Origin of the sequence: Rhizobium sp. C1, from assembly GCF_021026335.1 — a bacterium.
Taxonomy (GTDB): domain Bacteria; phylum Pseudomonadota; class Alphaproteobacteria; order Rhizobiales; family Rhizobiaceae; genus Ensifer_A.
Map to the genome: position 1 here is coordinate 118,703 of NZ_JAJNCY010000001.1, position 23,848 is coordinate 142,550.

General features: G+C 63.4%; 24 protein-coding genes. 10 read left to right on the forward strand and 14 right to left on the reverse strand.

Going from position 1 to position 23,848, the window contains the following annotated elements; translation table 11 throughout:
- Position 1: 1 nt before the first annotated feature.
- From LQK83_RS00550 to LQK83_RS00560, 3 genes are read left to right on the forward strand one after another with little or no spacing between them, the layout of a single operon-like run.
- Positions 2-970: an HlyD family secretion protein gene (locus LQK83_RS00550; RefSeq protein WP_230835345.1), complete on the forward strand. Its 969-nt coding sequence runs from the start codon at positions 2-4 to the stop codon at positions 968-970.
- A complete protein-coding gene (locus tag LQK83_RS00555; RefSeq protein WP_230835346.1) occupies positions 967-1,887 on the forward strand; it encodes an ABC transporter ATP-binding protein in 921 nt (306 codons plus the stop codon). The genes LQK83_RS00550 and LQK83_RS00555 overlap by 4 nt, the downstream gene beginning before the upstream one ends.
- Positions 1,887-3,023, forward strand: coding sequence for an ABC transporter permease (locus LQK83_RS00560; protein ID WP_230836238.1), 1,137 nt, complete (start codon positions 1,887-1,889; stop codon positions 3,021-3,023). Before LQK83_RS00555 ends, LQK83_RS00560 begins: the two co-directional genes overlap by 1 nt.
- 6 nt (positions 3,024-3,029) lie before the next feature.
- On the opposite strand, the gene LQK83_RS00565 is transcribed toward LQK83_RS00560, so the two are convergent.
- Positions 3,030-3,923 (reverse strand): metallophosphoesterase family protein, encoded by an 894-nt coding sequence (locus tag LQK83_RS00565; RefSeq protein WP_230835347.1) that lies wholly within the window; start codon positions 3,921-3,923, stop codon positions 3,030-3,032.
- Positions 3,924-3,993: 70 nt separating this feature from the next.
- Between LQK83_RS00565 and LQK83_RS00570 the strand changes: the two genes are divergently transcribed.
- A complete protein-coding gene (locus LQK83_RS00570; protein ID WP_230835348.1) occupies positions 3,994-4,485 on the forward strand; it encodes an NUDIX domain-containing protein in 492 nt (163 codons plus the stop codon).
- A 3-nt stretch (positions 4,486-4,488) separates the two neighbouring features.
- Here LQK83_RS00570 and LQK83_RS00575 read toward each other — a convergent pair whose 3' ends face one another.
- The 3 genes from LQK83_RS00575 to LQK83_RS00585 all read right to left on the reverse strand — a co-directional run bounded on the left by LQK83_RS00575 (position 4,489) and on the right by LQK83_RS00585 (position 6,504).
- On the reverse strand, positions 4,489-4,992 hold the full coding sequence (locus LQK83_RS00575; RefSeq protein ID WP_230835349.1) for an RES family NAD+ phosphorylase: 504 nt from the start codon (positions 4,990-4,992) through the stop codon (positions 4,489-4,491).
- On the reverse strand, positions 4,989-5,465 hold the full coding sequence (parS, locus tag LQK83_RS00580) for a type II RES/Xre toxin-antitoxin system antitoxin (protein ID WP_230835350.1): 477 nt from the start codon (positions 5,463-5,465) through the stop codon (positions 4,989-4,991). Before parS ends, LQK83_RS00575 begins: the two co-directional genes overlap by 4 nt.
- 67 nt (positions 5,466-5,532) lie before the next feature.
- Entirely contained in the window at positions 5,533-6,504 is a 972-nt protein-coding gene (locus LQK83_RS00585) for a glutathione S-transferase family protein (protein WP_230835351.1), read from the reverse strand.
- A gap of 235 nt (positions 6,505-6,739) precedes the next feature.
- On the opposite strand from LQK83_RS00585, the gene LQK83_RS00590 reads away from it, so the two are divergent.
- Positions 6,740-7,243 carry a GNAT family N-acetyltransferase gene (locus LQK83_RS00590; protein ID WP_230835352.1) on the forward strand — a complete coding sequence of 168 codons (504 nt, stop codon included), beginning with the start codon at positions 6,740-6,742 and terminating at the stop codon, positions 7,241-7,243.
- A gap of 6 nt (positions 7,244-7,249) precedes the next feature.
- Here the strand turns inward: LQK83_RS00590 and LQK83_RS00595 are convergent, their stop codons facing one another.
- Positions 7,250-8,233, reverse strand: coding sequence for a bile acid:sodium symporter family protein (locus LQK83_RS00595; RefSeq protein WP_230835353.1), 984 nt, complete (start codon positions 8,231-8,233; stop codon positions 7,250-7,252).
- Positions 8,234-8,321: 88 nt separating this feature from the next.
- On the opposite strand from LQK83_RS00595, the gene LQK83_RS00600 reads away from it, so the two are divergent.
- Positions 8,322-9,176, forward strand: a complete 855-nt coding sequence (locus tag LQK83_RS00600) for a LysR family transcriptional regulator (RefSeq protein WP_230835354.1) — start codon at positions 8,322-8,324, stop codon at positions 9,174-9,176.
- A 12-nt stretch (positions 9,177-9,188) separates the two neighbouring features.
- Here the strand turns inward: LQK83_RS00600 and LQK83_RS00605 are convergent, their stop codons facing one another.
- From LQK83_RS00605 to LQK83_RS00620, 4 genes are read right to left on the reverse strand one after another with little or no spacing between them, the layout of a single operon-like run.
- On the reverse strand, positions 9,189-11,258 hold the full coding sequence (locus tag LQK83_RS00605) for a hypothetical protein (RefSeq protein WP_230835355.1): 2,070 nt from the start codon (positions 11,256-11,258) through the stop codon (positions 9,189-9,191).
- Between the two features lies 1 nt (position 11,259).
- Positions 11,260-14,061 (reverse strand): DUF4159 domain-containing protein, encoded by a 2,802-nt coding sequence (locus LQK83_RS00610; protein ID WP_230835356.1) that lies wholly within the window; start codon positions 14,059-14,061, stop codon positions 11,260-11,262.
- Positions 14,061-14,966, reverse strand: a complete 906-nt coding sequence (locus LQK83_RS00615) for a DUF58 domain-containing protein (RefSeq protein WP_230835357.1) — start codon at positions 14,964-14,966, stop codon at positions 14,061-14,063. The genes LQK83_RS00610 and LQK83_RS00615 overlap by 1 nt, the downstream gene beginning before the upstream one ends.
- 9 nt (positions 14,967-14,975) lie before the next feature.
- Entirely contained in the window at positions 14,976-15,980 is a 1,005-nt protein-coding gene (locus LQK83_RS00620) for an AAA family ATPase (RefSeq protein WP_230835358.1), read from the reverse strand.
- Between the two features lie 151 nt (positions 15,981-16,131).
- Between LQK83_RS00620 and LQK83_RS00625 the strand changes: the two genes are divergently transcribed.
- From LQK83_RS00625 to LQK83_RS00635, 3 genes are read left to right on the forward strand one after another with little or no spacing between them, the layout of a single operon-like run.
- The gene (locus LQK83_RS00625; protein ID WP_230835359.1) at positions 16,132-16,743 is read left to right on the forward strand and encodes a DUF1285 domain-containing protein; all 612 of its coding nucleotides are present in this window, start codon (positions 16,132-16,134) and stop codon (positions 16,741-16,743) included.
- Positions 16,740-17,369, forward strand: a complete 630-nt coding sequence (locus LQK83_RS00630; protein WP_230835360.1) for a CoA pyrophosphatase — start codon at positions 16,740-16,742, stop codon at positions 17,367-17,369. The genes LQK83_RS00625 and LQK83_RS00630 overlap by 4 nt, the downstream gene beginning before the upstream one ends.
- Positions 17,363-18,628, forward strand: a complete 1,266-nt coding sequence (locus LQK83_RS00635; protein WP_230835361.1) for a CCA tRNA nucleotidyltransferase — start codon at positions 17,363-17,365, stop codon at positions 18,626-18,628. Before LQK83_RS00630 ends, LQK83_RS00635 begins: the two co-directional genes overlap by 7 nt.
- Here the strand turns inward: LQK83_RS00635 and LQK83_RS00640 are convergent.
- The 3 genes from LQK83_RS00640 to hemF form a co-directional block, all read right to left on the reverse strand.
- Complete coding sequence (locus LQK83_RS00640; protein ID WP_230835362.1) at positions 18,609-19,874, reverse strand: GGDEF domain-containing protein; 1,266 nt, start codon at positions 19,872-19,874, stop codon at positions 18,609-18,611. The two genes, LQK83_RS00635 and LQK83_RS00640, sit on opposite strands and share 20 nt — an antisense overlap.
- A 102-nt stretch (positions 19,875-19,976) precedes the next feature.
- Entirely contained in the window at positions 19,977-20,162 is a 186-nt protein-coding gene (locus tag LQK83_RS00645; RefSeq protein WP_230835363.1) for a DUF1059 domain-containing protein, read from the reverse strand.
- 70 nt (positions 20,163-20,232) lie between these two features.
- A complete protein-coding gene (hemF, locus tag LQK83_RS00650) occupies positions 20,233-21,147 on the reverse strand; it encodes an oxygen-dependent coproporphyrinogen oxidase (RefSeq protein ID WP_230835364.1) in 915 nt (304 codons plus the stop codon).
- A 156-nt stretch (positions 21,148-21,303) separates the two neighbouring features.
- Between hemF and LQK83_RS00655 the strand changes: the two genes are divergently transcribed.
- Positions 21,304-21,564, forward strand: a complete 261-nt coding sequence (locus LQK83_RS00655; RefSeq protein ID WP_230835365.1) for a hypothetical protein — start codon at positions 21,304-21,306, stop codon at positions 21,562-21,564.
- On the opposite strand, the gene LQK83_RS00660 is transcribed toward LQK83_RS00655, so the two are convergent.
- Both LQK83_RS00660 and LQK83_RS00665 read right to left on the reverse strand, forming a co-directional pair.
- Entirely contained in the window at positions 21,533-22,564 is a 1,032-nt protein-coding gene (locus LQK83_RS00660; RefSeq protein WP_230835366.1) for a 2-dehydropantoate 2-reductase, read from the reverse strand. The two genes, LQK83_RS00655 and LQK83_RS00660, sit on opposite strands and share 32 nt — an antisense overlap.
- On the reverse strand, positions 22,561-23,769 hold the full coding sequence (locus tag LQK83_RS00665) for an MFS transporter (protein ID WP_230835367.1): 1,209 nt from the start codon (positions 23,767-23,769) through the stop codon (positions 22,561-22,563). The genes LQK83_RS00660 and LQK83_RS00665 overlap by 4 nt, the downstream gene beginning before the upstream one ends.
- Positions 23,770-23,848: the final 79 nt, after the last annotated feature.

Genomic DNA, 23,848 nt, shown 5'->3' on the forward strand with positions numbered 1-23,848 from the left:
CATGGCAGGCTTTCTCTGCGCGCTGCCGCTGATCAGCGGGCTGATCGCCTCCTGCGGCGCCGGCGCGCCGCTCGCCACGGGCTATGTCGAGGGCGATTATGTGCTGATGGCGCCGCTGGATGTGGCGCGGGTGGAGACGATCGCTGTCCGACGCGGCGATCGGGTGAGGGCAGGGGCGTCGCTGGCGGCCATGGAAACGCAGGATGCGGAGATTGCGGCGCAGCTCGCGACGGCCGCCCTTGGTCAGGCCCGTGCACAGCTTGCCAATCTGCAGGAGGGGCGCCGGCCGGAAGAGGTGGCGGTGATCCAGGCCAATCTCGTCTCGGCGCAGGCGCAAGCCGAAGATGCGAAACGCACCTTCGACCGACAATCCGATCTGCTGAAGCGCGGCATCGCGCCGCAATCGGATTACGACAAGGCCAAGACCGCACTCGATCTGGCAACCGCCGCCGTGGCGCAGGCCAATGCCAATCTCGCCGTCGCGCAACTGCCCGCCCGGCAACAGGAGATCGACGCGGCGAAAGATGCGGTGAAGCAGGCGGAAGCCTCGCTCGATCAGGCCAAATGGAAGCTCGGCAAGCGCAATCTTGTAGCCCCTGCCGATGGCATCGTGCAGGACATCATCCGCCGGCAGGGCGAGGTGGCGGGACCGTCGCAGCCGGTGCTGTCCGTGCTGCCGGACGGGGCGGTGAAGCTGCGCATCTATATCCCGGAAAAGGATGTGTCGCGGCTGAAGGTCGGGTCGACGCTGGCCGTCAATTGCGATGGCTGCGAGGCCGGCATCAAGGCGCGGGTGAGCTATATCGCGGACGGGCCTGAGTTCACGCCGCCGGTCATCTATTCGCTCGAGAACCGGCAGAAGCTCGTCTACATGATCGAAGCACAGCCCGAGGGTTCGGCGGATGGCCTGAAACCGGGGCAGATCGTCGATGTCCGGCTCGCCGATGCGCAAGGGGCGGGCGCTTCATGACCAACGCGATCGAAGTCTCGGGGCTCACCAAGACCTATAGCGGCAAGACGGTCGTCAACAATGTGACGATGAGCGTGGCGCAGGGCGAGATCGTCGGCTTTCTGGGCCCGAACGGTTCCGGCAAGACGACGACGATCCGCATCATGTGCGGGCTGCTCACGCCTGACGGCGGCTCGGGGCGGGTGCTAGGCTACGACCTCAACACCGAAAGCCTGAAGATCAAGAACGAAGTCGGCTACATGACGCAGAAGTTTTCCTTCTACGAGGACCTGTCCATCGAGGAAAACCTGATGTTCGTGGCGCGGCTCTACAAATTGAGCCCTCCCGGCGAACATGTCGCCAAGACGCTGGAGGACCTGGGGCTGACGGCGCGGCGCAAGCAATTGGCCGGCACGCTTTCGGGCGGCTGGAAGCAGCGCCTCGCGCTCGCCGCCTGCATCATGCACGATCCGAAGCTGCTGCTGCTGGACGAGCCGACGGCGGGTGTCGATCCCAAGGCGCGGCGCGAGTTCTGGGATGAAATCCATCGACTTGCGGGGCGTGGGCTGACCGTTCTGGTCTCGACGCACTACATGGACGAGGCGGAGCGCTGCCACCGCATCCATTACATCTCCTATGGTTCGCTGATCGCGAGCGGCACCGTCTCGGAGGTCGTGCGCAATGCCGGGCTTTCGACCTTCGTGGTCGAGGGACCGGAGATCGGCGCGCTGGCGGACGAGTTGCGGAAGACTCCGGATATCGATCAGGTCGCACCCTTCGGTTCGGCCCTGCACGTCGTCGGTGAGGACAAGGCGCGCTTGAGTGCGGCGCTGGAGCCGCTGCGCCACCGGCCGGGCGTGACGGTGAGCGAGGGTGAGACGAGCCTTGAGGATGTGTTCATCCAGTTCATGTCGCGCTCGAAGGACAACATGGCATGATGGCCTCACTCTTTTCCGTTCGCCGGCTGACAGCGCTGCTCATCAAGGAATTCATCCAGATGCGGCGCGACCGCATCACCTTCGGCATGATGCTCGGCGTGCCGCTGATGCAGCTCGTGCTGTTCGGCTATGCGATCAACAGCGATCCGAAATATCTGCCCGCCGTGCTCGTCAGCTCGGGCACGGATCAATATGTCCGCGCGATGGTGTCGGCGCTGGAGCTCACCAACTACTATCGCTTCGTCAAGGTGGGCGCGACGGCGGACGAGGCAGAGGCGATGATTGCCTCGGGCAAGGTTTCCTTCGTCGTGACGATCCCTTCGGATTTCGCAACGCGCGTCGAGCGCAACGACAATCCGCAGATCCTCATCGAGGCGGATGCGACGGACCCGGCGGTTGCGTCGGGCGCCATCTCGACGCTCTCGACCGTGACTTCGCAGGCGCTGCTGCGCGAACAGGGCAAGCAGGCGGAGGCGGCAGAAGCGGCGGCCAATTCGCTGCAGGTCATCGTCCACAAGCGCTACAATCCCGAAGGCATCACGCAATATAACATCTTGCCGGGCCTGCTCGGCGTCATCCTGCAGATGACGATGATGATGATGACGGCGATGGCGCTGACGCGGGAAATCGAGCGCGGCACGATGGAAAACCTGCTCGCCATGCCGGCCAGCCCCATCGAGATCATGCTGGGCAAGGTTCTGCCCTATCTCTGCGTCGGCTCGGTACAGGTGGTTGTGGTGCTCACAGCTGCGAAGCTGCTCTTCGGCGTGCCCTTCGTCGGCTCGCTGACGCTGCTGCTCTTTGCCATCCTCATTTTCGTCTTCGCGCTGGTTATCCTCGGCTACACATTCTCGACCATTGCCCGAACGCAGATGCAGGCGATGCAGCTCACCTTCTTCTTCTTCCTGCCGTCGATCCTGCTGTCCGGCTTCATGTTCCCCTTCGGCGGCATGCCGCTCTGGGCGCAGTATCTCGGCGAGATCTTCCCGATCACGCATTTCCTGCGCATCGTGCGTGCCATCATGCTCAAGGGGGCGGACTGGAATGCCGTGTCCTTCGAAATCATGATCCTCGCGGGCTTCATCCTGCTCTACATGGCTCTGGCGCTGATGCGTTTCCGGCGGACGCTAGATTGAGCTAGCTTAAAGCACCTCGTCGACGCTCATGCCGAATGTCCTTGCATCGTCGTTCAGCGCAAAGCGCTTGTGCTGGATTGTCCAGCGGCCCGGCTCTCCGTCGATGTCGAAGAGGTTGAAGCCGGCAGGCGGCTTCCTTCCCCCCGGCGATTGCGAGGCGGAGGCGATGCAGATGACAGGCACGGGGCCATCGCGGCCGGCGAGCGTGTAGCGCGTATTGAGATGGGTGTGGCCGTGGAGAACAAGTTCGGCACCCGCCTCGCGCATCACCGCACCGAAGCGGCGGATGCCGACCATGCGCTTGTGGTTGGCGGCTGCACCCTTGATCGGCGGATGGTGGATGAGGACCACGCGCGCAAGGCCCTCATCGCCGAGCTGGCGCAGGAGTTCGAGTGTACGCCGTGCCTGTCCGCCGCTGAAATAGCCGTTCGCCGAGAAGGGTGGGGTGGCGACCGCCGTCGAGCAGCCGACAATGGCGATTGGTCCGCGTCGCCGCACATAGGGGAACTGGCGCGCCTGCGAGAGCACGTCGGCGTCGCCGGCCATATAGTCGTTCCAGGCGGCTGCGGCGCGGCCGGCAGCACCCGGCACGTAGGCGTCATGGTTGCCCGGCACGACCGAGACATCCGTCGGCTTGCCGACACCGGAGAGCCAGAGCGCTGCGTTGCAGATCTCGACCTCGGTTGCGAGATTGACGAGGTCGCCGGTGACGGCGACGTGATCGGGCGCATGCGTCTTCATCTCTTCCAGCAATAATTCCAGCGTATTGCCGAAGAGGTGCTTGCGTCGATTGCGATGCCAGTTCACATAACCGGTGATCCGTTTCGACAAGAGGTCGCGGATCGGCACATCCGGCAAGGGGCCGAGATGGATGTCGGAAATGTGGGCAAGCCTGAACATGGGTTCTGGTTAGCAGGTCGGGCGGCTTGCGTCAAAATCGCTTGCCGCTATGGATTCGGAGAGTGATCAGATGAAACAACCCCGCGATCCGGGCGCGCTCGGGCCCATCCGCAAGCCGCTGCTGCAGGTTCTGCATCTCTGGTTCCGCATGAAGCGCGGGTTGACGCTGGGCGTACGCGCGGCCGCCTTCGACGACAAGGGCAGAGTGTTTCTGGTGCGTCATACCTACGTGCCCGGCTGGCAGTTTCCCGGCGGCGGGGTCGAGGTGGATGAAACGGCGCTGGAATCGCTGGAGCGCGAATTGCTTGAAGAGGGCAATGTGACGCTGGGCGCGGCGCCCCAGCTCTTCAGCGTCTATTTCAACAGCCGCATCACCAATCGCGACCATGTGCTGCTCTATGTCTGCCGCGACGTACGCTGCCAGACCCCGAAAGTCGCCGACAAGGAGATCGCCGAGACCGGCTTCTTCGCCCTCGACGCCCTGCCGGAAGGCACGACCCAATCCACCCGCCAACGCCTCAGGGAGATCTCCGGCGAGGACGAGGTGATGCAGGTCTGGTGACAATTATGCTGGCGGATGCAAACGAGGATCGAGGGCGAAATCGGATTGCTCGATCAGCCTGTAGCGACCGGCAGCCCTTTGCGGATTGAAGACGACGTTCCATGCCATGGAAGACACTGCGCTCGGGATGGCGACGAAGAGGTGATCCCGGGCGAGGACGTCGCCGAATTGTTGCTGGCCCGCGCTGGGGATGGCCGGGCGCAGCCAGTTCGCGTTCGGCACGTCGGAAGGCAAAACCGTCTTCAGATCCGCCTGATCGAGAATTTCAAAGGCAGTCAACACATGCGGCACGGTATCCAGCGCCTTGAAGCCCTTGTGAACTGCAACTTCGAGAATGGCCGTCGAGGGATCGAGCGCGGCATAAACTACGCGGCTGCCTTTGCTGTTCCAGCGCCCGCCCACGAGGAAGGCGCCTTCGCCGCTATCCCACGTCTCCGCGAAACGCTTGTGATCCAGCCGCCAGCCGATGATCTTTCCCGAACCGAGCGGGCCGGGAAGCGGCATCATGCATAGACACCATAGTCCAGCCGCTCGAGATATTCGCGCACCAGGTCGCTGCCGGCGGCTGTTGCGAGAAGATCGATCGGACGGCGGCCTTCAAGACCGAGTGCCGGTTGCAGCATCCACGCTTCCGCTTCGGCCTGCGAACCGAGAACAGCGGCAGCCTTGGCTAGAAGGCGGGCGAAATTCCAGGTGCGCGAGCTTTGCTCCGGGCTCAACACCTTTGTCTTGTCGGCCTTGTGGCGCTGATAGGTGCGCTCGCTCATGCCGAAGGCTTTTTCAAAGGCGTCGCTGTCGTAGGCGATGGCCGGCAACTGCTTGACCAGCCGTTCGAGTGCCGCGCCGGGAATGCCCGTGAGGATCAGTTCATGGACTGCAATCGGGCTCGAAACATCGTGCTTGAGACCCTTTTCGCCACCGAAGAGGGTTGCAACATCGATTGCTTCGCTGACTTTGCCGACCGTTTCGCGCGTATTCATCGCGTCCCATCCTTTGTCACGTGTCGTTTAATATACGACACGTGACGGTGAGTTGCAATGTTATGTTTTAACCCCGTCCGTGCGGGCTCGTCAGATCCATGACCGGGCCGCTCGGTACGATGCCGGTCGGGTTGATCGTGTGGTGGCTGCCATAATAGTGGTGCTTGATGTGGTAGAAGTCGACCGTTTCGGCGATGCCGGGATGCTGGTAGAGGTCTTTCAGATAGGCTTGAAGGCTCGGGTAGTCGGCGATGCGGCGGATGTTGCATTTGAAATGGCCGACATAGACGGGGTCGAAGCGGACGAGCGTGGTGAAGAGGCGCCAGTCGGCCTCCGTCATGCGGTCGCCGAAGAGATAGCGGCCCTTCGAAAGACGCGCTTCCAGCGTGTCCAGCATGTCGAACAGCGGGCCGATATGGCTCTCATACGCTTCCTGCGTGGTCGCGAAGCCGCACTTGTAGACGCCGTTATTGACCTTGTCGTAGATCTCCGCATTCAGCGCATCGATCTCCTGGCGCAGGTCTTCCGGATAGAAATCCTCCGTCGAACCGGTCAGCTCGTTGAAGGCCGTGTTGAACATACGGATGATTTCGGCGCTTTCGTTGGAAACGATCGTGTTCTTCTCTCTGTCCCAGAGAACCGGCACGGTAACGCGACCTGAGTAATTCGGATCGGCGCGGGTGTAGACCTGCCAGAGATAATCCGAGCCGAAGAGGTCGTCCTTCGTGCCGCCGTTGCGGCCTTTGAATTCCCAGCCGTTTTCCAGCATGTAGGGATCGACGATGGAGACGCTGATGAGGTCTTCCAGCTTCTTCAGCTTGCGGAAGATGAGCGTGCGGTGCGCCCAGGGGCAGGCGAGCGAGACGTAGAGATGGTAGCGACCGGCTTGCGCCTTGAAGCCGCCTTCGCCGCTCGGGCCGGCACTGCCGTCTGCGGTCACGTAATTTCGGAAGCGCGATTCCTGCCGCTTGAAATGGCCGCGCGTTTCCTTGGTGTCGTACCAGACATCGTGCCAGACGCCTTCGATCAGCATGCCCATGGATGTTCTCCTTTGTCGCAAACATAGTCCGCGCTGGATGACAGGAGTACCGCGAATTCAATGAACACTGTGTTTTTCGGTTTGCGTTTTGAAAATTTCCTGCTATCGGCATTTTTTACAACAGGAAGGCCAACATGTTCGGAAGAAACCCGCGACGACGCTGAAGATCGATTTGAACGCGCTGAAAGGCGCGACCGGTTTTCCATGTCTGTTCCGTTGCGGTTGATTCTATCCCATGAAAAAGCACGACTTCCTGTATCTCACCGAAGATGCAACGCATGATAACGTCATTGAGTTCATCAATGACGAGGCTTTCGGTCCCGGACGCTATACGAAATCGTCGCAGCGCATCCGCGAGCAGGGGCCGCATGACCGGTCGCTGTCCTATGTCGCGATCGACAATGGAGAGGTCATCGCCTCCGTGCGCATGACGCCCGTTTTTGCCGGTCAGCTGAAGGGCCATCTTCTCGGACCGCTCGCGGTCAGGCCTTCACACAAGAATATCGGCATTGGACGCGAGCTGGTGCGGATTGCCGTCGATGCGGCGCGGCGCAAGGGCTCGCAGGGCGTGATCCTGGTTGGCGATCCACCCTATTACATGCCGCTTGGCTTCGAGAAGGTCGCCTATAACGCGTTGCAGTTTCCGGGGCCGACTGACCCCGGCCGTATCCTCGTCGTTCCGCTGATGGAAGGCGCCCACGATCTGATCCGGGGCGAAATGCACTGGCGGGCGGACTAAGCGGTTCTATTCCGCCGCGGCGAGCGCCTCCTTCGGGGCCTTGGCGGCATAACGCTGGGCAATCACCGCGCAAGTCATCAGCTGGATCTGATGGAAGATCATGATCGGCAGGACGATCGCCCCCACCGCCTGGCCGGCGAAGATGGCGTTGGCCATCGGCACGCCTGAAGCCAGGCTCTTCTTCGATCCGCAGAAGGTTATGGCGATCTCGTCCTCGCGCGAGAAACCGAGCTTGCGGCTGCCGAACATGGTGATGACGAGCATGACGGCGAGAAGTGCCGCGTCGATGACGACGATGAGGCCGAGATCCGCGAGATCGAAATTGTGGAAGATGCCTTCGACGATCGCCTCGCTGAAGGCGCCATAGACAACCATCAGGATCGAGCCCCGGTCGATCGGCATGAGGATTTTCTTGTGCGCGCGCACCCAGTTGCCGATCCAGGGCTGCAGCAATTGGCCGGCGATGAAGGGGAGCAGAAGCTGCGTGAAGATCTGCAGCATCGCATCCAGCGACACGCCGCCATGACCACCGGCCGAGAGGATCAGGCCGCAGAGCAGCGGCGTGAGGAACATGCCGAAAATGTTGGAGGCCGAGGCCGCGCAGATCGCCGCCGGCACATTGCCGCCGGCCATGGAGGTGAAGGCGATCGAGGATTGGACGGTCGAGGGCAGGGTGCAGAGATAGAGCACACCGATGAAGAGCGTCGGCGAGAGAACGCCCTTCAGCGCGTAACTCAGACCGAAACCGACCAGCGGAAAGAAGCCGAAAGTCACCAGCACGATCATCAGATGCAGCCGCCAGTGCAGGAGGCCTGCAATCACCACATCCCGCGACAGCCGGGCGCCGTGCAGGAAGAAGAGTGCCGCAATCGCAATCTTCGTCGCCGTCGAGAACCATTCTGCCGGCTGGCCGTAGATCGGCACCTGCGACGCAAAGGCCACGGTGCAAACGAGGAGGATGGTGAAGGTGTCGGGCAGGAAGCGTTTCATGGGATCAATCCGGGACGTGAGCTGGCTTGCAGTTTATTTCATCACGGATCATAATGAAAACGCTAACAGTTATCGGATTTCGCAATAAATGCTCAATCTCCAGCATGTGGCGACCTTTGTCGCGCTTCAACAGGCCGGCAGTTTCACCGGTGCGGCCACGCGGCTGGGCTTGAGCCAATCGACGGTCAGCCAGCATATTCAGCGGCTTGAGGAGCATCTGGGGCGCAAGCTGATCTGGCGGACGACCCATGCCGTGCGTCTGACGCCTGACGGGGAGGCGCTAATCAGCCATGCGCGCGACATGCTGGAAATCAACGGCAAGGTTTCGGCGCTGTTCAACCAGACGCGGCTGCGCGGCCGGCTGCGGCTCGGGATATCTGAGGATTTCGTCACCTCGCGGCTGACTTCGGTGCTGGAAAGCTTCATCCGCCAGCATCCGCTGGTCGATCTGGAGCTGACGGTCGATCTGAGTGGTGTGCTTTACGAGGCGCAGGCGAAGGGCGATCTCGATCTCGTGCTCGCCAAGCGGCTGAAGGATGAGGCGCGGGGACGCTTTCTGCAGCGCGAGCCGCTCACCTGGCTCGGCCGCGACCGGCACCTCCAGCTTGAAAGCGGGGCCGCGATTCCGCTCATCACCTATCCGCAACCCAGCATCACGCGACGCGTCGCCATCGAGGCGCTGCAAAAAGCGGGCTTTGCCTGGCGGATCGTCTGCACCTGCAACAGCCTGAGCGGGCTGACGGCCGCGGCTGCCGCGGGCATGGGTGTGCTGGTCCAGCCGGTCGCCATGGCGCCGGCGGGGCTGGTCGAGGTGGAGGTGCCGCAGCTTCCCGCGCTGGAGGCCGTCGAATTCGTTCTCGTTCCGTCGCGCGGGGTCGATCCGAAGATCGTCGAGGCGCTGTGGCGCGAGGTGGAGGCCCGGATCGGCGGCGCGGCGCTTTAACGTCCGAGAGAGTTACCGCCCCTCGCGCCACCACATGGCCGAGGCTGCAAAGAGAAGTGCCACAAGGCCGATCAGGCCGTTGAAGAGCGGCAGCGTGTCGATGCCCTTCAGCACGGATTCGTTCGTCAGGCGGAACGCCATGCGGTCGTTGCCTTCGATGCGAACATTGCCGTTGACTGTGAGTATTTGCGGCAGCGGTTCGGCACTGCCATCGGCCTTGGCGAGGCGCGTGACGATGCCATGCGTCGCCTCTGCCATCGGGGCAAGCGTCGCCGTGGTCGAGATTTCCGACTTGAACTCTGGCGCATCGACCGCGCCGACATGGGCGAGTGCTGAAAGGTCGCCATTCGTCACCTTGAACAGGCCGGTTTCACCCACGGCGACCGAGGCTTTGTAAAGGCCTGGTTCGGAGGATGTGAGCTTGACCTTCTCCGTCTTGCCCGAGGGATAGGTGATGGTTGCTTCGCCTGGATCGTCGCCGATGGTCTGGCGGGTGATTTCGAGGTTGCGGCCACTCGCGCGCGCCGTCAGCGCCTCTTCTTCCAGAGCGGGTTCCTTCATCAGCCAGTAGGCGATGCGGCGATAGAGAGAGGCATGCGGCCCGCCGCCCTCGAAGCCGCGCGACCAGAGCCAGCCTTCGTCGGACAACAACATGGCGACGCGGCCTTCGCCGGCGCGGTTCAGCACCAGAAGCGGATCGTCATTGGCGCCCTTCATCACAGTGCTGCCTTGCGTGTCGGAGACACCGATCGTGCGGAACCAGCGGCCCCATTTCGGCGGTTCGCTTTCCGAACCTTCCAGCCCGCGCGTCACGGGGTGTTTCTTGCCAAGGTCGGTGAGGCGGGGATAAAAGCCCTTCTCGTCCATCTGTCCCGTCGGCAGGGCCGGCAGGATATCGGCCAGCGGCGTGTCCGCGATGGAGTTGGGGCTCGCATATTCCGGCCCCGCCGCAATCAGCAGCGCACCGCCCTTTTTCACGTATTCAGCGATGTTATCGTAATAGAGGATCGGCAGCACACCGCGGTTCTGGTAGCGGTCGAAGACGATCAGGTCGAACTCCTTGATCTTGTCGACAAAGAGCTCGCGTGTCGGGAAGGCGATCAGCGACAGTTCGTTGATTGGCGTGCCATCCTGCTTTTCCGGCGGGCGCAGGATGGTGAAGTGGACGAGATCGACCAGCGCATCCGACTTCAAAAGGTTGCGCCATGCCCGTTCACCCGCATGGGGTTCTCCGGAAACGAGCAGCACACGCAGGTTCTGGCGGATGCCGTCAATGAGCTGGACCGCGCGATTGTTGCTTGTCGTCAGCTCGCCGGGGACTGCGGCGACTTCGAAATCAATGACATTGGTGCCGGCGCGGTTGAGCTTGAAGTCGAAGCGCGTGTCCTTGCCGGGCTCGGCCTTCAGGGAGCCGACCTCCTCGCCATTAATGCGGATGGTGACATCCGCCGGGGCGGCGATCGGCTGGCCGTCGTCGATGACGCGGAAGGTCAATTGCTGCTGGGCGTTGACAAGGCTGAAGCGCGGCGCGCGGACGACCTCGATGCGGCGGTCGAATTCGTTGGGCCGCCCGGTGATCAGCGCATGAACAGGCGCATTGAAGCCGGGCAGTTTGCCGGCTTCCGGAATATCGTGGATCTGGCCATCAGTGATGAACACTGCGCCGCCGACACGGGCGGGCGAGACATCCGACAAAGCTTCATTGAGCGCCGCGAAGGCCTTGGTGGAGGGCGATTCCTCCTGGCCGTCGTCGCGAACTTCGACAATGCGCGGCTCGATGCCGGGGAATTTGGAGAGACGGTCGGTGAGTTCCTTGAGCGCCGCGTCCGTCTGCTTGACGCGTTCCGGCATCAGCTGGCTTTGGCTGCGATCCACCACGACGGCGACGATGGTGGGTAGAGGCGCTCGGTTCTCCGAGACGAAGGACGGGTTGGCGATCGCGAGCACGAGCAGGCCGAGCGCCAGCGCGCGCAGCCACGCGCCGCGCATGCGCCGGGCGAGGCCAAAGCCTGCCAGCAGGACTGCGGCGACGCCGATGGCAAGCATGGCCCATAGGGGGAAGAAGGGCGCGAAGGTGATCATGTCACTGCCCCAGCCGTTCGAGGAGGGCAGGGATATGCACCTGATCCGATTTGTAATTGCCGGTCAGCATATACATGACGATGTTGACGCCGGCGCGAAAGGCGAGCTCGCGCTGGCGGTCGTCCGGCGGCACGGTCGGCAGAAGTGGATTGCCGGCGCGGTCGGTCGCCCAGGCACCGGCGAAATCATTGCCGGTGATCAGGATCGGCGAAACGCCATCGCCCCGCTGCACGGGCCGCGCCGCATCGCGCTTGGCATCGCCCGCCGCCTCGATCCAGAGCGGGCTGCCGGCATAGCGTCCGGGGAAATTCTGCAGGAGATAGAAGGATTTCGTGAGCACATGGCTGTGCGGCACTGGCTCGAGCGGCGGAATGTCGAGGCTCGCGAGAATGGCCTGAAGCCGCTCGGTATTGGGTCCGGCGGCGGCGCCTTCGAGATTCGTGTCCTGATCGCGCGTGTCGAAAAGCACGGTACCGCCGGCGCGCATATAGGCGTCGATGCGGTTGATCGCGTCCCGCGATGGCATGGGTGCGGTCGCCGTCACCGGCCAGTAGATGATCGGATAGAAGGCGAGGTCGTCCTTCTCGAGATCCAGACCCACGGGATCGCCGGGCTCCAGCGAGGTGCGGTAACGGATAAAGTCGGACAAGCCCATCAGACCGGCTTGAGAGATGCGATCCACGTCCGCTTCGCCCGTGCGGACATAGGCGAGATGGGTCGAGTCGAGCGCGGCAATGATCTTGTCGTCGCCCGGTCTGGAATCGTCCGCAGCGCGGCCGTCATGCGGCATCAGGGCAAGTGCTGCGCCGAAAGCGAGAGCGATGGCAGCGGTCGCGCCTGCGCGGCGACGGCTGAAGAGACCGGAAAACGCGCCGCCCATCACGAAGACGGCGATGGAATCCGCGACCAGCAGGAGGAAGGCCGCCAGCAGAAGCGCGGGGCGCAGTTCGGTCGTGCCCGAGCCGGCGAGGCCAGCCGTCGTCACGGAGAGGCCCTGAGGCGCGAAATTCAGCGGGGCGAGCGTATTGCCGGGGCGGAAGAGATTGAGCGCGGTGAAGCCTTCTTCCGTGCCGTAGAGGCCGGGGGGCGTGTCGAAGCTGGGTGTTGGTACCTTGCCGGCGGCGACCGTCAGCGGTTTGGCGCCCGCCGTTTCCGCCGTCAGCACGCCGTTTGCGTTGAGCAGGCGGAAGGGCGCGAGCGTTTCGGCCGTGCCGGAGGCGGTTCCGCCATGCGCGCGGGAAATCTGCGTGATGCGGCGAAGCATTTCGACGAAATGGCCGGAGAGCGCGAGGTTCGACCAGCTCGTGTCGGCGCTGGTGTGGAAGAGCACGATCTGCCCTGCGTCGAGCTTCTTGGCGGTCACCAGCGGGGTGCCGTCGGCGAGGCTTGCCCAGGTATGTTCGGCGAGAGTCGGCGCGGGGTTGGCGAGAACCTGCCGCGTGACGGTCACGCCATCCGGCTTCGGCAATCCGGCAAAGGGGCTCTTTTCGGGGAAGGCCGCGAGCGGCTGCGGCTCGCTCCAAGACAGTGCGCCGCCGAGCGAGCGTTCGCCCTGGCGCAGCTCGACCGGCACGAGCGGATCGTCGGCGGGGGCTGCAGCCAGACGCGGGCCGGCAAAGCGCACCAGCGTACCGCCGGCCTTGATCCAGTCCATGATCTGCGGATAGGCCGCCTCGGGCAGCTTGCCGATATCGGCCAGGATGATGACAGAGGGCTTTTCGGCAATGAGGTCCGGGATCGCCTTGGCGAGATCGGCCTCGCCGGGCTCCGCTATGTCGGCATAGGGCGAGAGCGCGCGCTTGATATAATAGAGCGGCGACAGAAGCGGTTGCGACAGGAAGCGCGTTTCGCCGCTGAGCAGGCCGATGCGTCGGCGCTTGAAGCCATCGTCGAGCAAGTATGTGCCGCCTGCCTGTCGGCTGGCGGTGATGGCGATACGGGCGAAATCGTTGCGGAGTTCGATGGGGGCGGCGATCTTGCCGGTGGCCACGGTCTCGCCGTCCTTGAATTCGGCGGTGCCCTTCATGAGTACACGGCCCTTTTCGTCCAGCGCATCGAGCGCGATCGTCTGCGGGCCTTGGGCGAAGGGGCGGGTGACGGTGACGTCCGTGTTATCGATGTCGTTCTTGACCTCGGTGATGGCGGCCACGCTGCCGCGTGCCGAATAGAGCCATGTTTCGCCGGGCTTCAGACCCGCGACGAGGCTCGTGAAGTCCTCGTCCTTCGGAGCCTTGATGCCGCTCGATACGAAGGCCAGCGTGCCGGGTGGCGTGGTCTGCAGGGCCGTGGCGAGGCTCGCGAAGGCGGCCTTGCGGTCGGCCTCCAGCGGGCGCGGTTCGGCGGCCTTGAGGCGCGTCATCGCGGCGTCGGCTGAGGTGGGGACCGGATCGTTCGTCGGGTCGGCGGTGAGCGTCAACGAGACGGGCACATCGGCGCGGCCTGCCTGTTCGATCAGTCCTTCCGCAGTCGCGACGCGGTCGGGCCAGTCGGGGGCGGAGGCCCAGTCATTGTCAATAACCAGCGCCAGCGGACCGGCCTTGGAGAGCGTGTTGCGATGCGGGTCGAGCATGGGGCCGGAGAGTGCCAGAATGATCAGTGCGGCGAGAAGCATGCGCAGCGCCGTGAGCCACCATGGGCTCGTCGCCGGCGTTTCCTCACGCTTCGCAATGCGGGCCAGAATGGCAAGCGGCGGGAAGACTTCGCGTGCCGGCCGCGGCGGCGTGACGCGCAGCAGCCACCAGATGGCGGGAAGGGCAGCCAGCGCCACCAGCAGGATCGGATTGGCGAAACCGAGAGCTCCCATCAGCGCGCGCTCCCTTGGCCGGAGAGATAAATATGCGCAGAGACCAGCGCTTCGGATGCCGGTCGATCCGTGGAATGGCGGATCAGCGACCAGCCGATGTGCCGCAGTTCTGCGCCCAGCGCGTCGCGGTTCGCGGCATAGGCGAGGCGATACTCTTCGGCCAGCACTTCGGCGCGGCCTGCGGTGAACTTCTCGCCCGTCTCGGGATCGGTGAATTCCGTGCGCCCTGCATAGGGGAAGTCGGCCTCAGCGGGGTCGGCGACCATGATCAGCGTTCCGCGCAGGCCCCGGCGGGCGAGCGGCGCGATGCGCTCCATGATCCTGTCGAGCGGGTCGAGAAAATCTCCGATCAGCACGATTTCGCTGGCGCCCCGGATCATGGAGGTATCCGGCAGACCGCTGACATTTTCGGCATAGGCCAGCGCGGTTGCCAGCCGTTCGGCGGCGTTGCGGGCGGCAATCGGCTCCATCAGGCCGGGCGCGCCGATGCGTTCGCCGGAGCGGGCCAGCACTTCGGCCAGCGCCAGCATCAGGACCAGCGCGCGGCTCTCCTTGGAGACCTGTCCGAATTTCGAATGATACATCATGGAGGCGGACAAATCGGCCCAAAGCCAAACGGTATGCGCGGCCTGCCATTCCTTGTCGCGGACATAGGTGTGGAGATCGTCGCGCGCCGATCTGCGCCAGTCGATGCGGGCCATGTCCTCGCCCGGCGAATAGGGGCGGAACTGCCAGAAATTCTCGCCGATGCCGCGCCGTCTGCGGCCATGCCAGCCGGCGCTTACGGTGTTGGCGATGCGGCGGGCTTCGACAAGGCAGTCGGGCACGAGCGCTGCGCGCGCCTTGGCGCGGGCGAGGATTTCCGCTCCGCCCGTTCGTTCGACTGACTGGCCTATTGGCGCCATTCCTATTCCTTACTTCCTGCCAACGATGCCGGCGATGACCGACTTCACCGTCATGCCTTCGGCGCGCGCGGCAAATGTCAGGGCCATGCGGTGCTGGAGCACGGCTTCGGCAATGGCGTGGACGTCGTCCACGGAGGGCGCGAGACGGCCTTCGTAGAGCGCGCGGGCGCGGGTCGCGAGCATCAGGGCCTGACCGGCGCGGGGACCGGGCCCCCAGGAAACGTTGCGGTCGGTGAGTTCGTTGCCATGGCCGGGGCGGGCGGCGCGCACGAGGTTGAGGATCGCCTCGACCACGGTTTCGCCGACCGGCATCTTGCGAATGAGACCCTGGATTTCAGCGAGACGGTTAGCGTCAATAACGCGGCCGGCGGTGCGTTCGGCGACGCCGGTGGTCTCGAGCAGAATCTGGCGCTCGGCGGCGAGCTCCGGATAGGGCACGTCGACCTGCATCAGGAAGCGGTCGAGCTGGGCTTCCGGCAGCGGATAGGTGCCTTCCTGTTCCAGCGGGTTCTGGGTCGCCAGAACATGGAACGGACGGGGCAGGTCGAGCCGCTTGCCGGCGACCGAGACGTGATATTCCTGCATCGCCTGCAAGAGCGCCGACTGCGTGCGCGGCGAGGCGCGGTTGATTTCATCGGCCATCAGAAGCTGGGTGAAGATGGGCCCCTGAACGAAGCGGAAGGAGCGTTTCCCGCTCTCGTCCTGATCCATGACTTCCGAGCCGAGGATGTCGGCGGGCATCAGGTCCGGTGTGAACTGCACGCGCGCGGCATCCAGCCCGAGCACCGAGCCGAGCGTGGTGACGAGCTTGGTCTTGGCCAGCCCTGGCACACCGACGAGAAGCGCATGGCCGCCGGAGAGCACGGCGAGCAAGGTCTGCTCCACCACGGCTTCCTGACCGAAAATGACCTTGGCGACTTCCTGCCGGATCGCGGCAATGTCGGCGAGCGCGCTTTCGGCGGCGGCCACCATGGCGGCTTCGTCGAGGGGTTCGCTTGTTGTGACGGCCGTCATGCGGCTTTCTCCTCAAGGTCTCGGTCGTTCAAGTTCGAATCGAACCGGAACGGTGTTCTGATCGTTTCCCTTTAACTTATAGCGCGGTGGCGGGCTGACAAGCGCGGGCTGAGCGACTATTTGATTTCTGAAGGTAAACCGGGACCAAAGAATGGCGGATGACAGGCTGGACAAGGCGGGCGATGCGGCGGGACTGGCGGCGATGATTTCGCGGGCGGCGGACCCCAAGCGTGGTTTGCCGCCCGTGGATCGCTGGAATCCACCCTTTTGCGGCGATATCGACATGGAAATCCGCGCCGACGGCACGTGGTTCTACATGGGAACGCCGATCGGGCGCGAGGCGCTGGTGCGGCTCTTCTCGACCGTGTTGCGCCGCGACGAGGACGGGAAAACATACCTTGTGACGCCTGTGGAAAAGGTCGGCATCCGCGTCGAGGATGCGCCGTTTCTCGCCGTGGAGATGACGCGGACTGAACGGGACGGCGAGCAGGTGCTCACCTTCCGGACCAATGTGGGCGATCTTGCCGAGGCCGGACCAGAGCATGAATTGCGCTTCGAGATTGCCGGCGAGAAAGGCGAGCTGAAGCCTTATCTGCATGTGCGCGGACGGCTGGAGGCTCTGGTCTCGCGCGCTGTGATGTACGATCTGGTCGAACTCGGCGAAGTCGTCGAGATCGAGGGCAAGGCGATGTTTGCTGTCCGCTCCGGCGGGACCGTCTTCCCCGTCATGCCGGCCGACGAGCTGGAGAGGCTCTCGCAATGAGCCTTTATTCGGCGGATGAGTTTCGTCGCCGCGCGCTGCGCCAGGTCGGCGAGCCCGAAGGGCTCGATTGGGCCGATCACGGCGATATTCTCATGAATCCCGGCTATGCCGATCAGCTGCAGCAAATCAAACTGCGCGATGCGGCGGTGCTTGTTCCGGTCATCGATGACGGGCCGGATGCGCGGGTGATCCTGACGCAGAGGACCGCGAAACTGCGCAAGCATTCCGGTCAGGTCGCCTTTCCGGGCGGGGCCATCGATCCTGAGGATGTGTCTCCCGAGGCCGCGGCACTGCGCGAGGCGGAGGAGGAAATCGGGCTGAAGCCGGATTTCGTGGAGACGGTCGCGCGGCTGCCGGATTACCGGACATTTACGGGCTTTTCGATCACGCCGGTGATGGCGGTTGTCAAGCCGGGGTTTGAACTCAAGATCAACCCGGACGAGGTCGATCATGTGTTCGAGGTGCCGCTCTCCTTTTTGATGAATGAGGAGAACCATATTCTCGACAGCCGCAGCTGGGACGGCGGCGAGCGCTTCTTCTATCGCATGCCTTATGAAAACTGGAATATATGGGGCGTGACGGCGGGCATCCTGCACACCGCCTGGGAAAGATTATACGCATGGTGAATGTTGCGAATGAAGACTGGTTTAACGCGCGGGACCTGAAGCAGGCCATGGCGCTCATCAACGCCGATGGCGGGGAGGGGCGCATTGCCGGGGGTGCCGTGCGCAACAGTCTCATGAAGATCGCCATTGCCGATGTCGATCTGGCGACCACACTGAAGCCCGAAGAGGTGATGGAACGCGCCAAGGCGGCCGGCATCAAGGCGATCCCGACCGGGATCGAGCATGGTACGGTGACGCTGGTGATCGATGGCCGGCCCTTTGAGGTGACGACGCTGCGCCGAGACGTGACAACGGACGGACGCCGCGCCGAGGTCGCCTTCACCGATGACTGGCAGGAGGATGCCAGCCGGCGCGATCTGACGATCAACGGACTTTATGCAGATGCCAAGGGCGAGGTCATCGATCTCGTTGGCGGGCTTGCCGATATCGAGACGCGCACCGTGCGCTTCATCGGCGATGCGGAGACGCGCATCCGCGAGGATTACTTACGCATCCTGCGCTATTTCCGCTTCTTTGCCTTCTACGGTTCCGGACGTCCGGACGCCGGAGCGCTCAAGGCCATGGCGCGGGAGAAGGACGGATTGAAGCGCCTTTCGGCCGAGCGGGTGTGGTCGGAGCTGAAGAAGCTGCTTTCGGCGGACGATCCGGGGCGGGCGCTTTTATGGATGCGCACGGCGGGCATTCTGACGCTCATCCTGCCCGAGACGGAGAAATGGGGCATTGACGAAGTGCCGGCGCTGATTGCAGCCGAGCGTGCCTTCGGCTGGAAACCCGATCCGCTTCTTCGCCTCGCCGCTATCGTGCCCCCGGATGCCGAGCGGCTGGCCGCGATGGCCGACCGGCTGCGGATGTCCCGGCAGGAGGCGGATTTTCTGGGTCAATGGGCGTCGTCGCCGGCAATTCCGGAGAATGTTGCGGTCACGGCATTCCGCCGCATGCTTTACCGTACCGGCAAGGCGGGCGCGATTGTCCGGCTGAAATTGCAGCTTGCCATCGCACGCGCCAAGGCGGAGGGCGATGTGGCGCTCATGGCCGAAGTCGGCCGATTGAGCGCGTTGCTGAAAGAGGCTGACACATGGGGCAAGCCGGTCTTTCCGCTGACAGGTCTGGATGTCATCGCCAAGGGCATCGCGCCCGGCCCGCGGGTGGGCGAAATCCTGTCCGTTCTGGAAGAGGAATGGGTGGCGGGCGATTTCAACGCGGACAGGTCCGCGTTGCTTGCCCGGCTGGAGGCGCTGATTACGGCCCCGTCTTCTTAGCCGAATAGATCCGCGTCATGCGGCGGCTGATTCGCTGTTCGGCAAGGCCAACGCGCTTCTCGCCGTCATTTTCGAGCACTTTCATCAGCCGCATGGTCGGGCTGAACATGGTCACGCGGTTACGTCCGTCTTCCTTGGCGGCGTAAAGTGCGCAATCGGCGGCGGCAACGAGATTGTCGAAGTTGACGCCGGCCTTGGCGATGGTGGCAACGCCGATGCTGACGGTCAGCCGCAGCGGTCGGCCCTGGCATTGGAGGACGGTGTTCTCGACGGCCTCACGCAATTCATCGAGCAGTATGAAGACGCTGCGCTCCGGGTTTTCGGGGATGAAAACCGCAAATTCCTCGCCGCCTACGCGGCCGAAAAGGGCGTCATGTGGCAGGCGGCCCTTCACTGTGCGGGCGAACTCGACCAACGCCAGGTCGCCGGCCTGATGACCGAACTCGTCATTGATGGATTTGAAGTGGTCGAGGTCGATAATGGCGAGAACGGCCCCTTCGCCGGCGCTTCTAAGGGCCGTGTCGGTGCGCTGGACGAAGGCGCGGCGGTTGGCGACGCCGGTCAGCATGTCTGTTTCAGATGCGATGCGATGGCGTTGCTCGGAGCGTTCCTTGATGAGCAGCATTGAGCTCGTGGCAATCATGGTCACGTTCAGGAAGGCCTCAAGCATGAAGAGCTTGAACCAGGTGGATGCGATGCGCCCAGCCACGAGCGGTGCCGGATCGTTAAAGAGCACGATCACATTGGCGGCGTGAAAGGTCGCGTGCAGCAACAGGAAACCGACGAGAGGCTTTGTCAGTGACAATTCCGAATTACCCTTGCCGAAATAGAGGGTAAAGGCGTTGCTCGTCGCAAAGATGCATGTGAGGGTCGACTGCAACATCACCGCATTGTTCGGATTCTCACGCAGCGCTGGAAACAGAAGATGCACGAGAAGCATGGCCAGCGGCAGGCCCACGATCGCGGACGGGTAAACCTGCCGGCTACCGAAGGCTCGGTAGGCTGACCAGGAGAGCGTGTAAGATAGCGTGTTCAGGACCGAGGCGACGATGACTCCAACCTCCGGCGCATGGGGCATGAGGGTAATCGTCAGCCCTGAGCAGGCGCCAGCGAGAAAGCCCGGGGCCCAGAAGGCAGCGGCCGTTTCTCTTCTGTTATGGTGCCATATGATCGCCATTGCCACGGACAAAGCCACCATGACAATGAAGATACAAAGGGTGATCGTCGGTACGCTGATAAGTTCCATCGCTTGTCTCCAGCCCCAAGGCTATTGGACAAGCTTAAAAAATAGGCTAATCGCGTCCGTCTTTATTTAATTGTTGCGCCTCTTTTTGAGACTGCTGGTGCTTCACTTCGCGGGCATTTCGTCGCGGATGCGCGCCTTGATGTTCTCCACCATGGTTTCCCGGATGATGGTTTCGCCGTGGACCTCTCGCAGATGTTCGACTGCGCGGCGAACAACTTCAGCTTCCTCCTCCGCCCGCGTATGCCACTGGCAGCCGGGAACGAGGGTTGCGCATTCAAACTGTCGCATGATCTTCCTCCTGCTGGTTCGGTCCATTCCGAACTGAGCAGGGGCCGAGACGTTCCCGGCCAATGTCAGATCAGGGCCAGCGCACCATCGGGGGGAGCGAGGAGAGGATCGACTCGACATTGCCGCCGGTCTTCAGGCCGAAGATCGTGCCGCGGTCGTAGAGCAGGTTGAACTCGACATAGCGGCCGCGACGGATCAGCTGTTCCTCGCGGTCCTGCTCGGTCCAGGGCGTATTGAAATTGGATTCCACGATTTTCGGATAGACCATCGCGAAGGTGCGACCGACGTCGCGGGTAAACGCGAAGTCGGCTTCCCAGCCGCCCTTGTCTTCGGGCGAGTGCAGCCAGTCGTAGAAGATGCCGCCGATGCCGCGCGGCTCGTTGCGGTGCTTGAGATAGAAATAGTCGTCGCACCAGGCCTTGTATTTCTCGTAGTCCGCAACCGCCTCATTGTGGCGGCAGGCCAGTTCCATGGCGCGGTGGAAGAGCTTGGTATCGGGATCGTATTGTGTGCGCCGCCGGTCGAGTACCGGCGTGAGGTCGGCACCGCCGCCGAACCAGTGCGAGGTGGTTACCACCATGCGCGTGTTCATATGCACGGCCGGCACATTGGGGTTCACCGGATGGGCGATCAGCGAAATGCCCGAGGCCCAGAAGCGCGGGTCTTCTTCCGCGCCCGGGATCTGCGCACGGAACTCCGGCGAGAACTCACCATGGACGGTGGATGTGTGAACGCCGACCTTTTCGAAGACCCGGCCGGTCATGATTGACATGCGGCCGCCGCCGCCGCGACCCTCTTCACGATGCCAGTCCTTTGGAGCGAAACGGCCCGGCGCGCGATCAGAGAGCGGGCCCGTCAGCTTGTCTTCCAGCGCCTCAAAGGATCGGCAGATCTGGTCGCGCAGGTTTTCGAACCATTGGCGAGCCGCACCCTTCCTGGCCTCGATATCGGGCGGAAGGCCCTTCGGTAAGCTCGGTCTCTGCATTCAGGCTATTCCGATTCCGATCAATATCTTGCGCTCGTGTGCTTGAGCTTTGAGTCATCTAACAGCAGCGCGCCGCCGCATCCAGTGCGTGAATTGACTCTCCCCCGGGAATTGCCCATCTTGAGGCTAAATATCGCAGGTTTAGTGTGAGGCAGCATGGCACGGGTACCCGGGCCTCCTCCCATGGACGGGCTGAGGCGCAAGATTGCAGAAGGTCGGCAGGTGAGGGCCGGCGCGGGCGAAGGTCGCTTCGTGCGGGAGACCTTTATGCTGCCGCGCGAAGATGCGCGCGCCAAGGCGCGGGAATGGTTCGACGCCTTTCCCAAGGCCGCCTACTGGACCGAGGTCGAGAGCTGGCGGCAGCTTCCCGATGGCGCGATCGAGTTCACGATGCGGCGCCTGCCATCCGCTGATTGATCAGCCCTGCAATCTCCCGTGGCGTCCAGTTTTTCCGCCCGCCACATTCGGCCTGTTTCACCAGTTCCACCATCGTTTCGTTCGCAGGGCAGGGGACGCCGTGGCGGCGTCCGTGTTCGGCGACCGTGCCGTTTAGGAAATCGATTTCGGTCCGGCGTCCGGCCGCGAAATCGTCGGCCATCGATGACCGCGCGTCGCGGGCGATCTTCTGGAGCTTCAGCCCGGTTCGGTTGAACAACCAGTCCGGCGTTGCGAGGAAATAGGGAATGAGCCAGGGCGGAAGCGGCCCCAGCTTGGCCGGCTCAATTTCCTCGGCGCTCATCACTTCCAGACATTCGCCTTGCAGCGTGGCGAGAAGCCGACGCCAGGCGCGCTGCGACAGCTGCTCGTGAAGCGTGAGACCTGAAAGCGCATTGAGCGGATTGTTGAGATTGAGAAGCAGCTTGCTCCATTTGACGGCGGTCATGTCGGTCACGAAGTCGATGGGCTGACCTGAAGCGGAAAGCGGTGCGAACGCCGCTTCCAGCGACGCATTGCGGCCCATCGCAACATGGCCGGCGCTGGTCTTGCGAAACCGGGTCGGCGTGGGGCGTACCACATTATAGGGCACCATGCCCTCGACAATGCTCATAGTCGGAAGCAGGGCGGACAGTCGAACAGCGTTCTCAACGCCGTTTTGCAGTGACAGAATGAGGGTTCCGGGGCGGGCATGGGCGGCGATCTCGGCGGCGGCAGGTTCGTCATCGGTCGTCTTGACGCTCAGCACGATGATATCGGCGTCGGCGAGCGCTTCGGGCGATGTCGAAAAGGCGATGTCCTGCGGTTTGAACAGATGCGTTCCGCCGTCGCCCTCCACGCTCAAGCCTTCGCCGGCAATGCGCTCGGCGAGCGATGCCCGGCCGACGAAGCGGATATCGAGCCCGGCGGCGAGCCAGGTGAGGCCGACATGACAGCCAATGGAACCCGCGCCGAAAACGACGATCCTGGGGCGTGGCGTCATGACGTTGCGCCCGCCTTCTTGGGAACGGGACCGTTCAGCATTTCGGCAACGGCGATGGGCAATGTGGCGAGGAAGCCTGCCGCGGCAATCGCCGGCCAGCCGAAATGGGCATAAAGCACGGGACCGAGCGCCGAGGTGATCGAGCCCGCCACGAAGATCGAGGTGATATAGGCGGAGTTGATGCGGCCGCGTTCCTCCTCGGACAGTGCATAGATCAGCCTCTGGCTGATGACCTGATTGGCCTGAACGCAGGCGTCGAACAGCGCTGCGGCGATCATCAGGGCGATGATCATCCCGGCCTGCGCGAAGAATTCAGTCAGCGCCAGGATGATCGCGGCGCCGAGCCCGGCCGCGATCGTTGCCGCACGCGACAGGCCCCTGTCGGCGATGCGTCCGGCGAGAGGGGCCGACAGCGCGCCGCCGGCACCGGCCAGCGCGAAGAGCGCGATCTCCTGCTGGTCATAGCCGAAGCGGTCGGCCAGCAGCAGGGGGATCGTGGTCCAAAAGGCGGTGAACATGCCAAAGAGCGACATCTGGTAGGCCATGCGCCGGCGGAGCACGCCGTAGCGCATGACGGTAGCCGCAGTCGAGCGCAACGTGCTCAGATAACCTTCCTTGAGCGCTGGCTGGCGGGTGGGTAGCAGCGCGCGCAGGAGAAGGCCGATCAGCAACGTGATCGCGGCGGCGGTGAAGAAAACGCCGCGCCAGCCGATGACGCTGGCAAGAAAGCTCGAGAAGGGGCGGGCCAGCATGATGCCGGTGATCAGCCCTGCCATGACCGTGCCGATGACGCGACCGCGCCGCGCGGTGGAGGCCATGCCGGCGATCATGGGAACGAGGATCTGCGCGCCGACGCAGGCCGCACCGGCCACGACTGCGGAGGTCAGGAAGGCTGCCTCATTGCCGGAGAGCGCGATGGCCGTCAGCGCCAGCGCCGTGACGACGAGGCTGATCGTCACCAGCATGCGGTTCTCGTAACGGTCGGCCAGCGGCACGATAAGCGCGAGGCCGAGACCATAGCCGATCTGCATCGCCGTCACGATCAGGCCGGCCGCCTGCCGCGACAGGCCGATGTCGCGGCTGATCGGGTCGATCAGCGGCTGCGCATAGTAGATCGTTGCGACGAGAACCCCGGAGCCGATGGCGGCCAGCCAGACCATGAGCGCGGTCGGTTCGGACGAGACGGCAGGGCGAGGTTCGGACATTCAGGTACTCACTGTGGCGGATGCGCGGGAGCGTGAACACGCCTTTCGGCCGGTGTGCTTCCGGGATGATGAACGGATG

Bases quoted from the DNA above. Each gene is read 5' to 3' on its own strand.
- LQK83_RS00550 (WP_230835345.1), top strand. From the start codon at position 2: ATGGCAGGCTTTCTCTGCGCGCTGCCGCTGATCAGCGGGCTGATCGCC.
- LQK83_RS00555 (WP_230835346.1), top strand. From the start codon at position 967: ATGACCAACGCGATCGAAGTCTCGGGGCTCACCAAGACCTATAGCGGC.
- LQK83_RS00560 (WP_230836238.1), top strand. From the start codon at position 1,887: ATGGCCTCACTCTTTTCCGTTCGCCGGCTGACAGCGCTGCTCATCAAG.
- LQK83_RS00565 (WP_230835347.1), bottom strand. From the start codon at position 3,923: ATGTTCAGGCTTGCCCACATTTCCGACATCCATCTCGGCCCCTTGCCG.
- LQK83_RS00570 (WP_230835348.1), top strand. From the start codon at position 3,994: ATGAAACAACCCCGCGATCCGGGCGCGCTCGGGCCCATCCGCAAGCCG.
- LQK83_RS00575 (WP_230835349.1), bottom strand. From the start codon at position 4,992: ATGATGCCGCTTCCCGGCCCGCTCGGTTCGGGAAAGATCATCGGCTGG.
- parS (WP_230835350.1), bottom strand. From the start codon at position 5,465: ATGAATACGCGCGAAACGGTCGGCAAAGTCAGCGAAGCAATCGATGTT.
- LQK83_RS00585 (WP_230835351.1), bottom strand. From the start codon at position 6,504: ATGGGCATGCTGATCGAAGGCGTCTGGCACGATGTCTGGTACGACACC.
- LQK83_RS00590 (WP_230835352.1), top strand. From the start codon at position 6,740: ATGAAAAAGCACGACTTCCTGTATCTCACCGAAGATGCAACGCATGAT.
- LQK83_RS00595 (WP_230835353.1), bottom strand. From the start codon at position 8,233: ATGAAACGCTTCCTGCCCGACACCTTCACCATCCTCCTCGTTTGCACC.
- LQK83_RS00600 (WP_230835354.1), top strand. From the start codon at position 8,322: ATGCTCAATCTCCAGCATGTGGCGACCTTTGTCGCGCTTCAACAGGCC.
- LQK83_RS00605 (WP_230835355.1), bottom strand. From the start codon at position 11,258: ATGATCACCTTCGCGCCCTTCTTCCCCCTATGGGCCATGCTTGCCATC.
- LQK83_RS00610 (WP_230835356.1), bottom strand. From the start codon at position 14,061: ATGGGAGCTCTCGGTTTCGCCAATCCGATCCTGCTGGTGGCGCTGGCT.
- LQK83_RS00615 (WP_230835357.1), bottom strand. From the start codon at position 14,966: ATGGCGCCAATAGGCCAGTCAGTCGAACGAACGGGCGGAGCGGAAATC.
- LQK83_RS00620 (WP_230835358.1), bottom strand. From the start codon at position 15,980: ATGACGGCCGTCACAACAAGCGAACCCCTCGACGAAGCCGCCATGGTG.
- LQK83_RS00625 (WP_230835359.1), top strand. From the start codon at position 16,132: ATGGCGGATGACAGGCTGGACAAGGCGGGCGATGCGGCGGGACTGGCG.
- LQK83_RS00630 (WP_230835360.1), top strand. From the start codon at position 16,740: ATGAGCCTTTATTCGGCGGATGAGTTTCGTCGCCGCGCGCTGCGCCAG.
- LQK83_RS00635 (WP_230835361.1), top strand. From the start codon at position 17,363: ATGGTGAATGTTGCGAATGAAGACTGGTTTAACGCGCGGGACCTGAAG.
- LQK83_RS00640 (WP_230835362.1), bottom strand. From the start codon at position 19,874: ATGGAACTTATCAGCGTACCGACGATCACCCTTTGTATCTTCATTGTC.
- LQK83_RS00645 (WP_230835363.1), bottom strand. From the start codon at position 20,162: ATGCGACAGTTTGAATGCGCAACCCTCGTTCCCGGCTGCCAGTGGCAT.
- hemF (WP_230835364.1), bottom strand. From the start codon at position 21,147: ATGCAGAGACCGAGCTTACCGAAGGGCCTTCCGCCCGATATCGAGGCC.
- LQK83_RS00655 (WP_230835365.1), top strand. From the start codon at position 21,304: ATGGCACGGGTACCCGGGCCTCCTCCCATGGACGGGCTGAGGCGCAAG.
- LQK83_RS00660 (WP_230835366.1), bottom strand. From the start codon at position 22,564: ATGACGCCACGCCCCAGGATCGTCGTTTTCGGCGCGGGTTCCATTGGC.
- LQK83_RS00665 (WP_230835367.1), bottom strand. From the start codon at position 23,769: ATGTCCGAACCTCGCCCTGCCGTCTCGTCCGAACCGACCGCGCTCATG.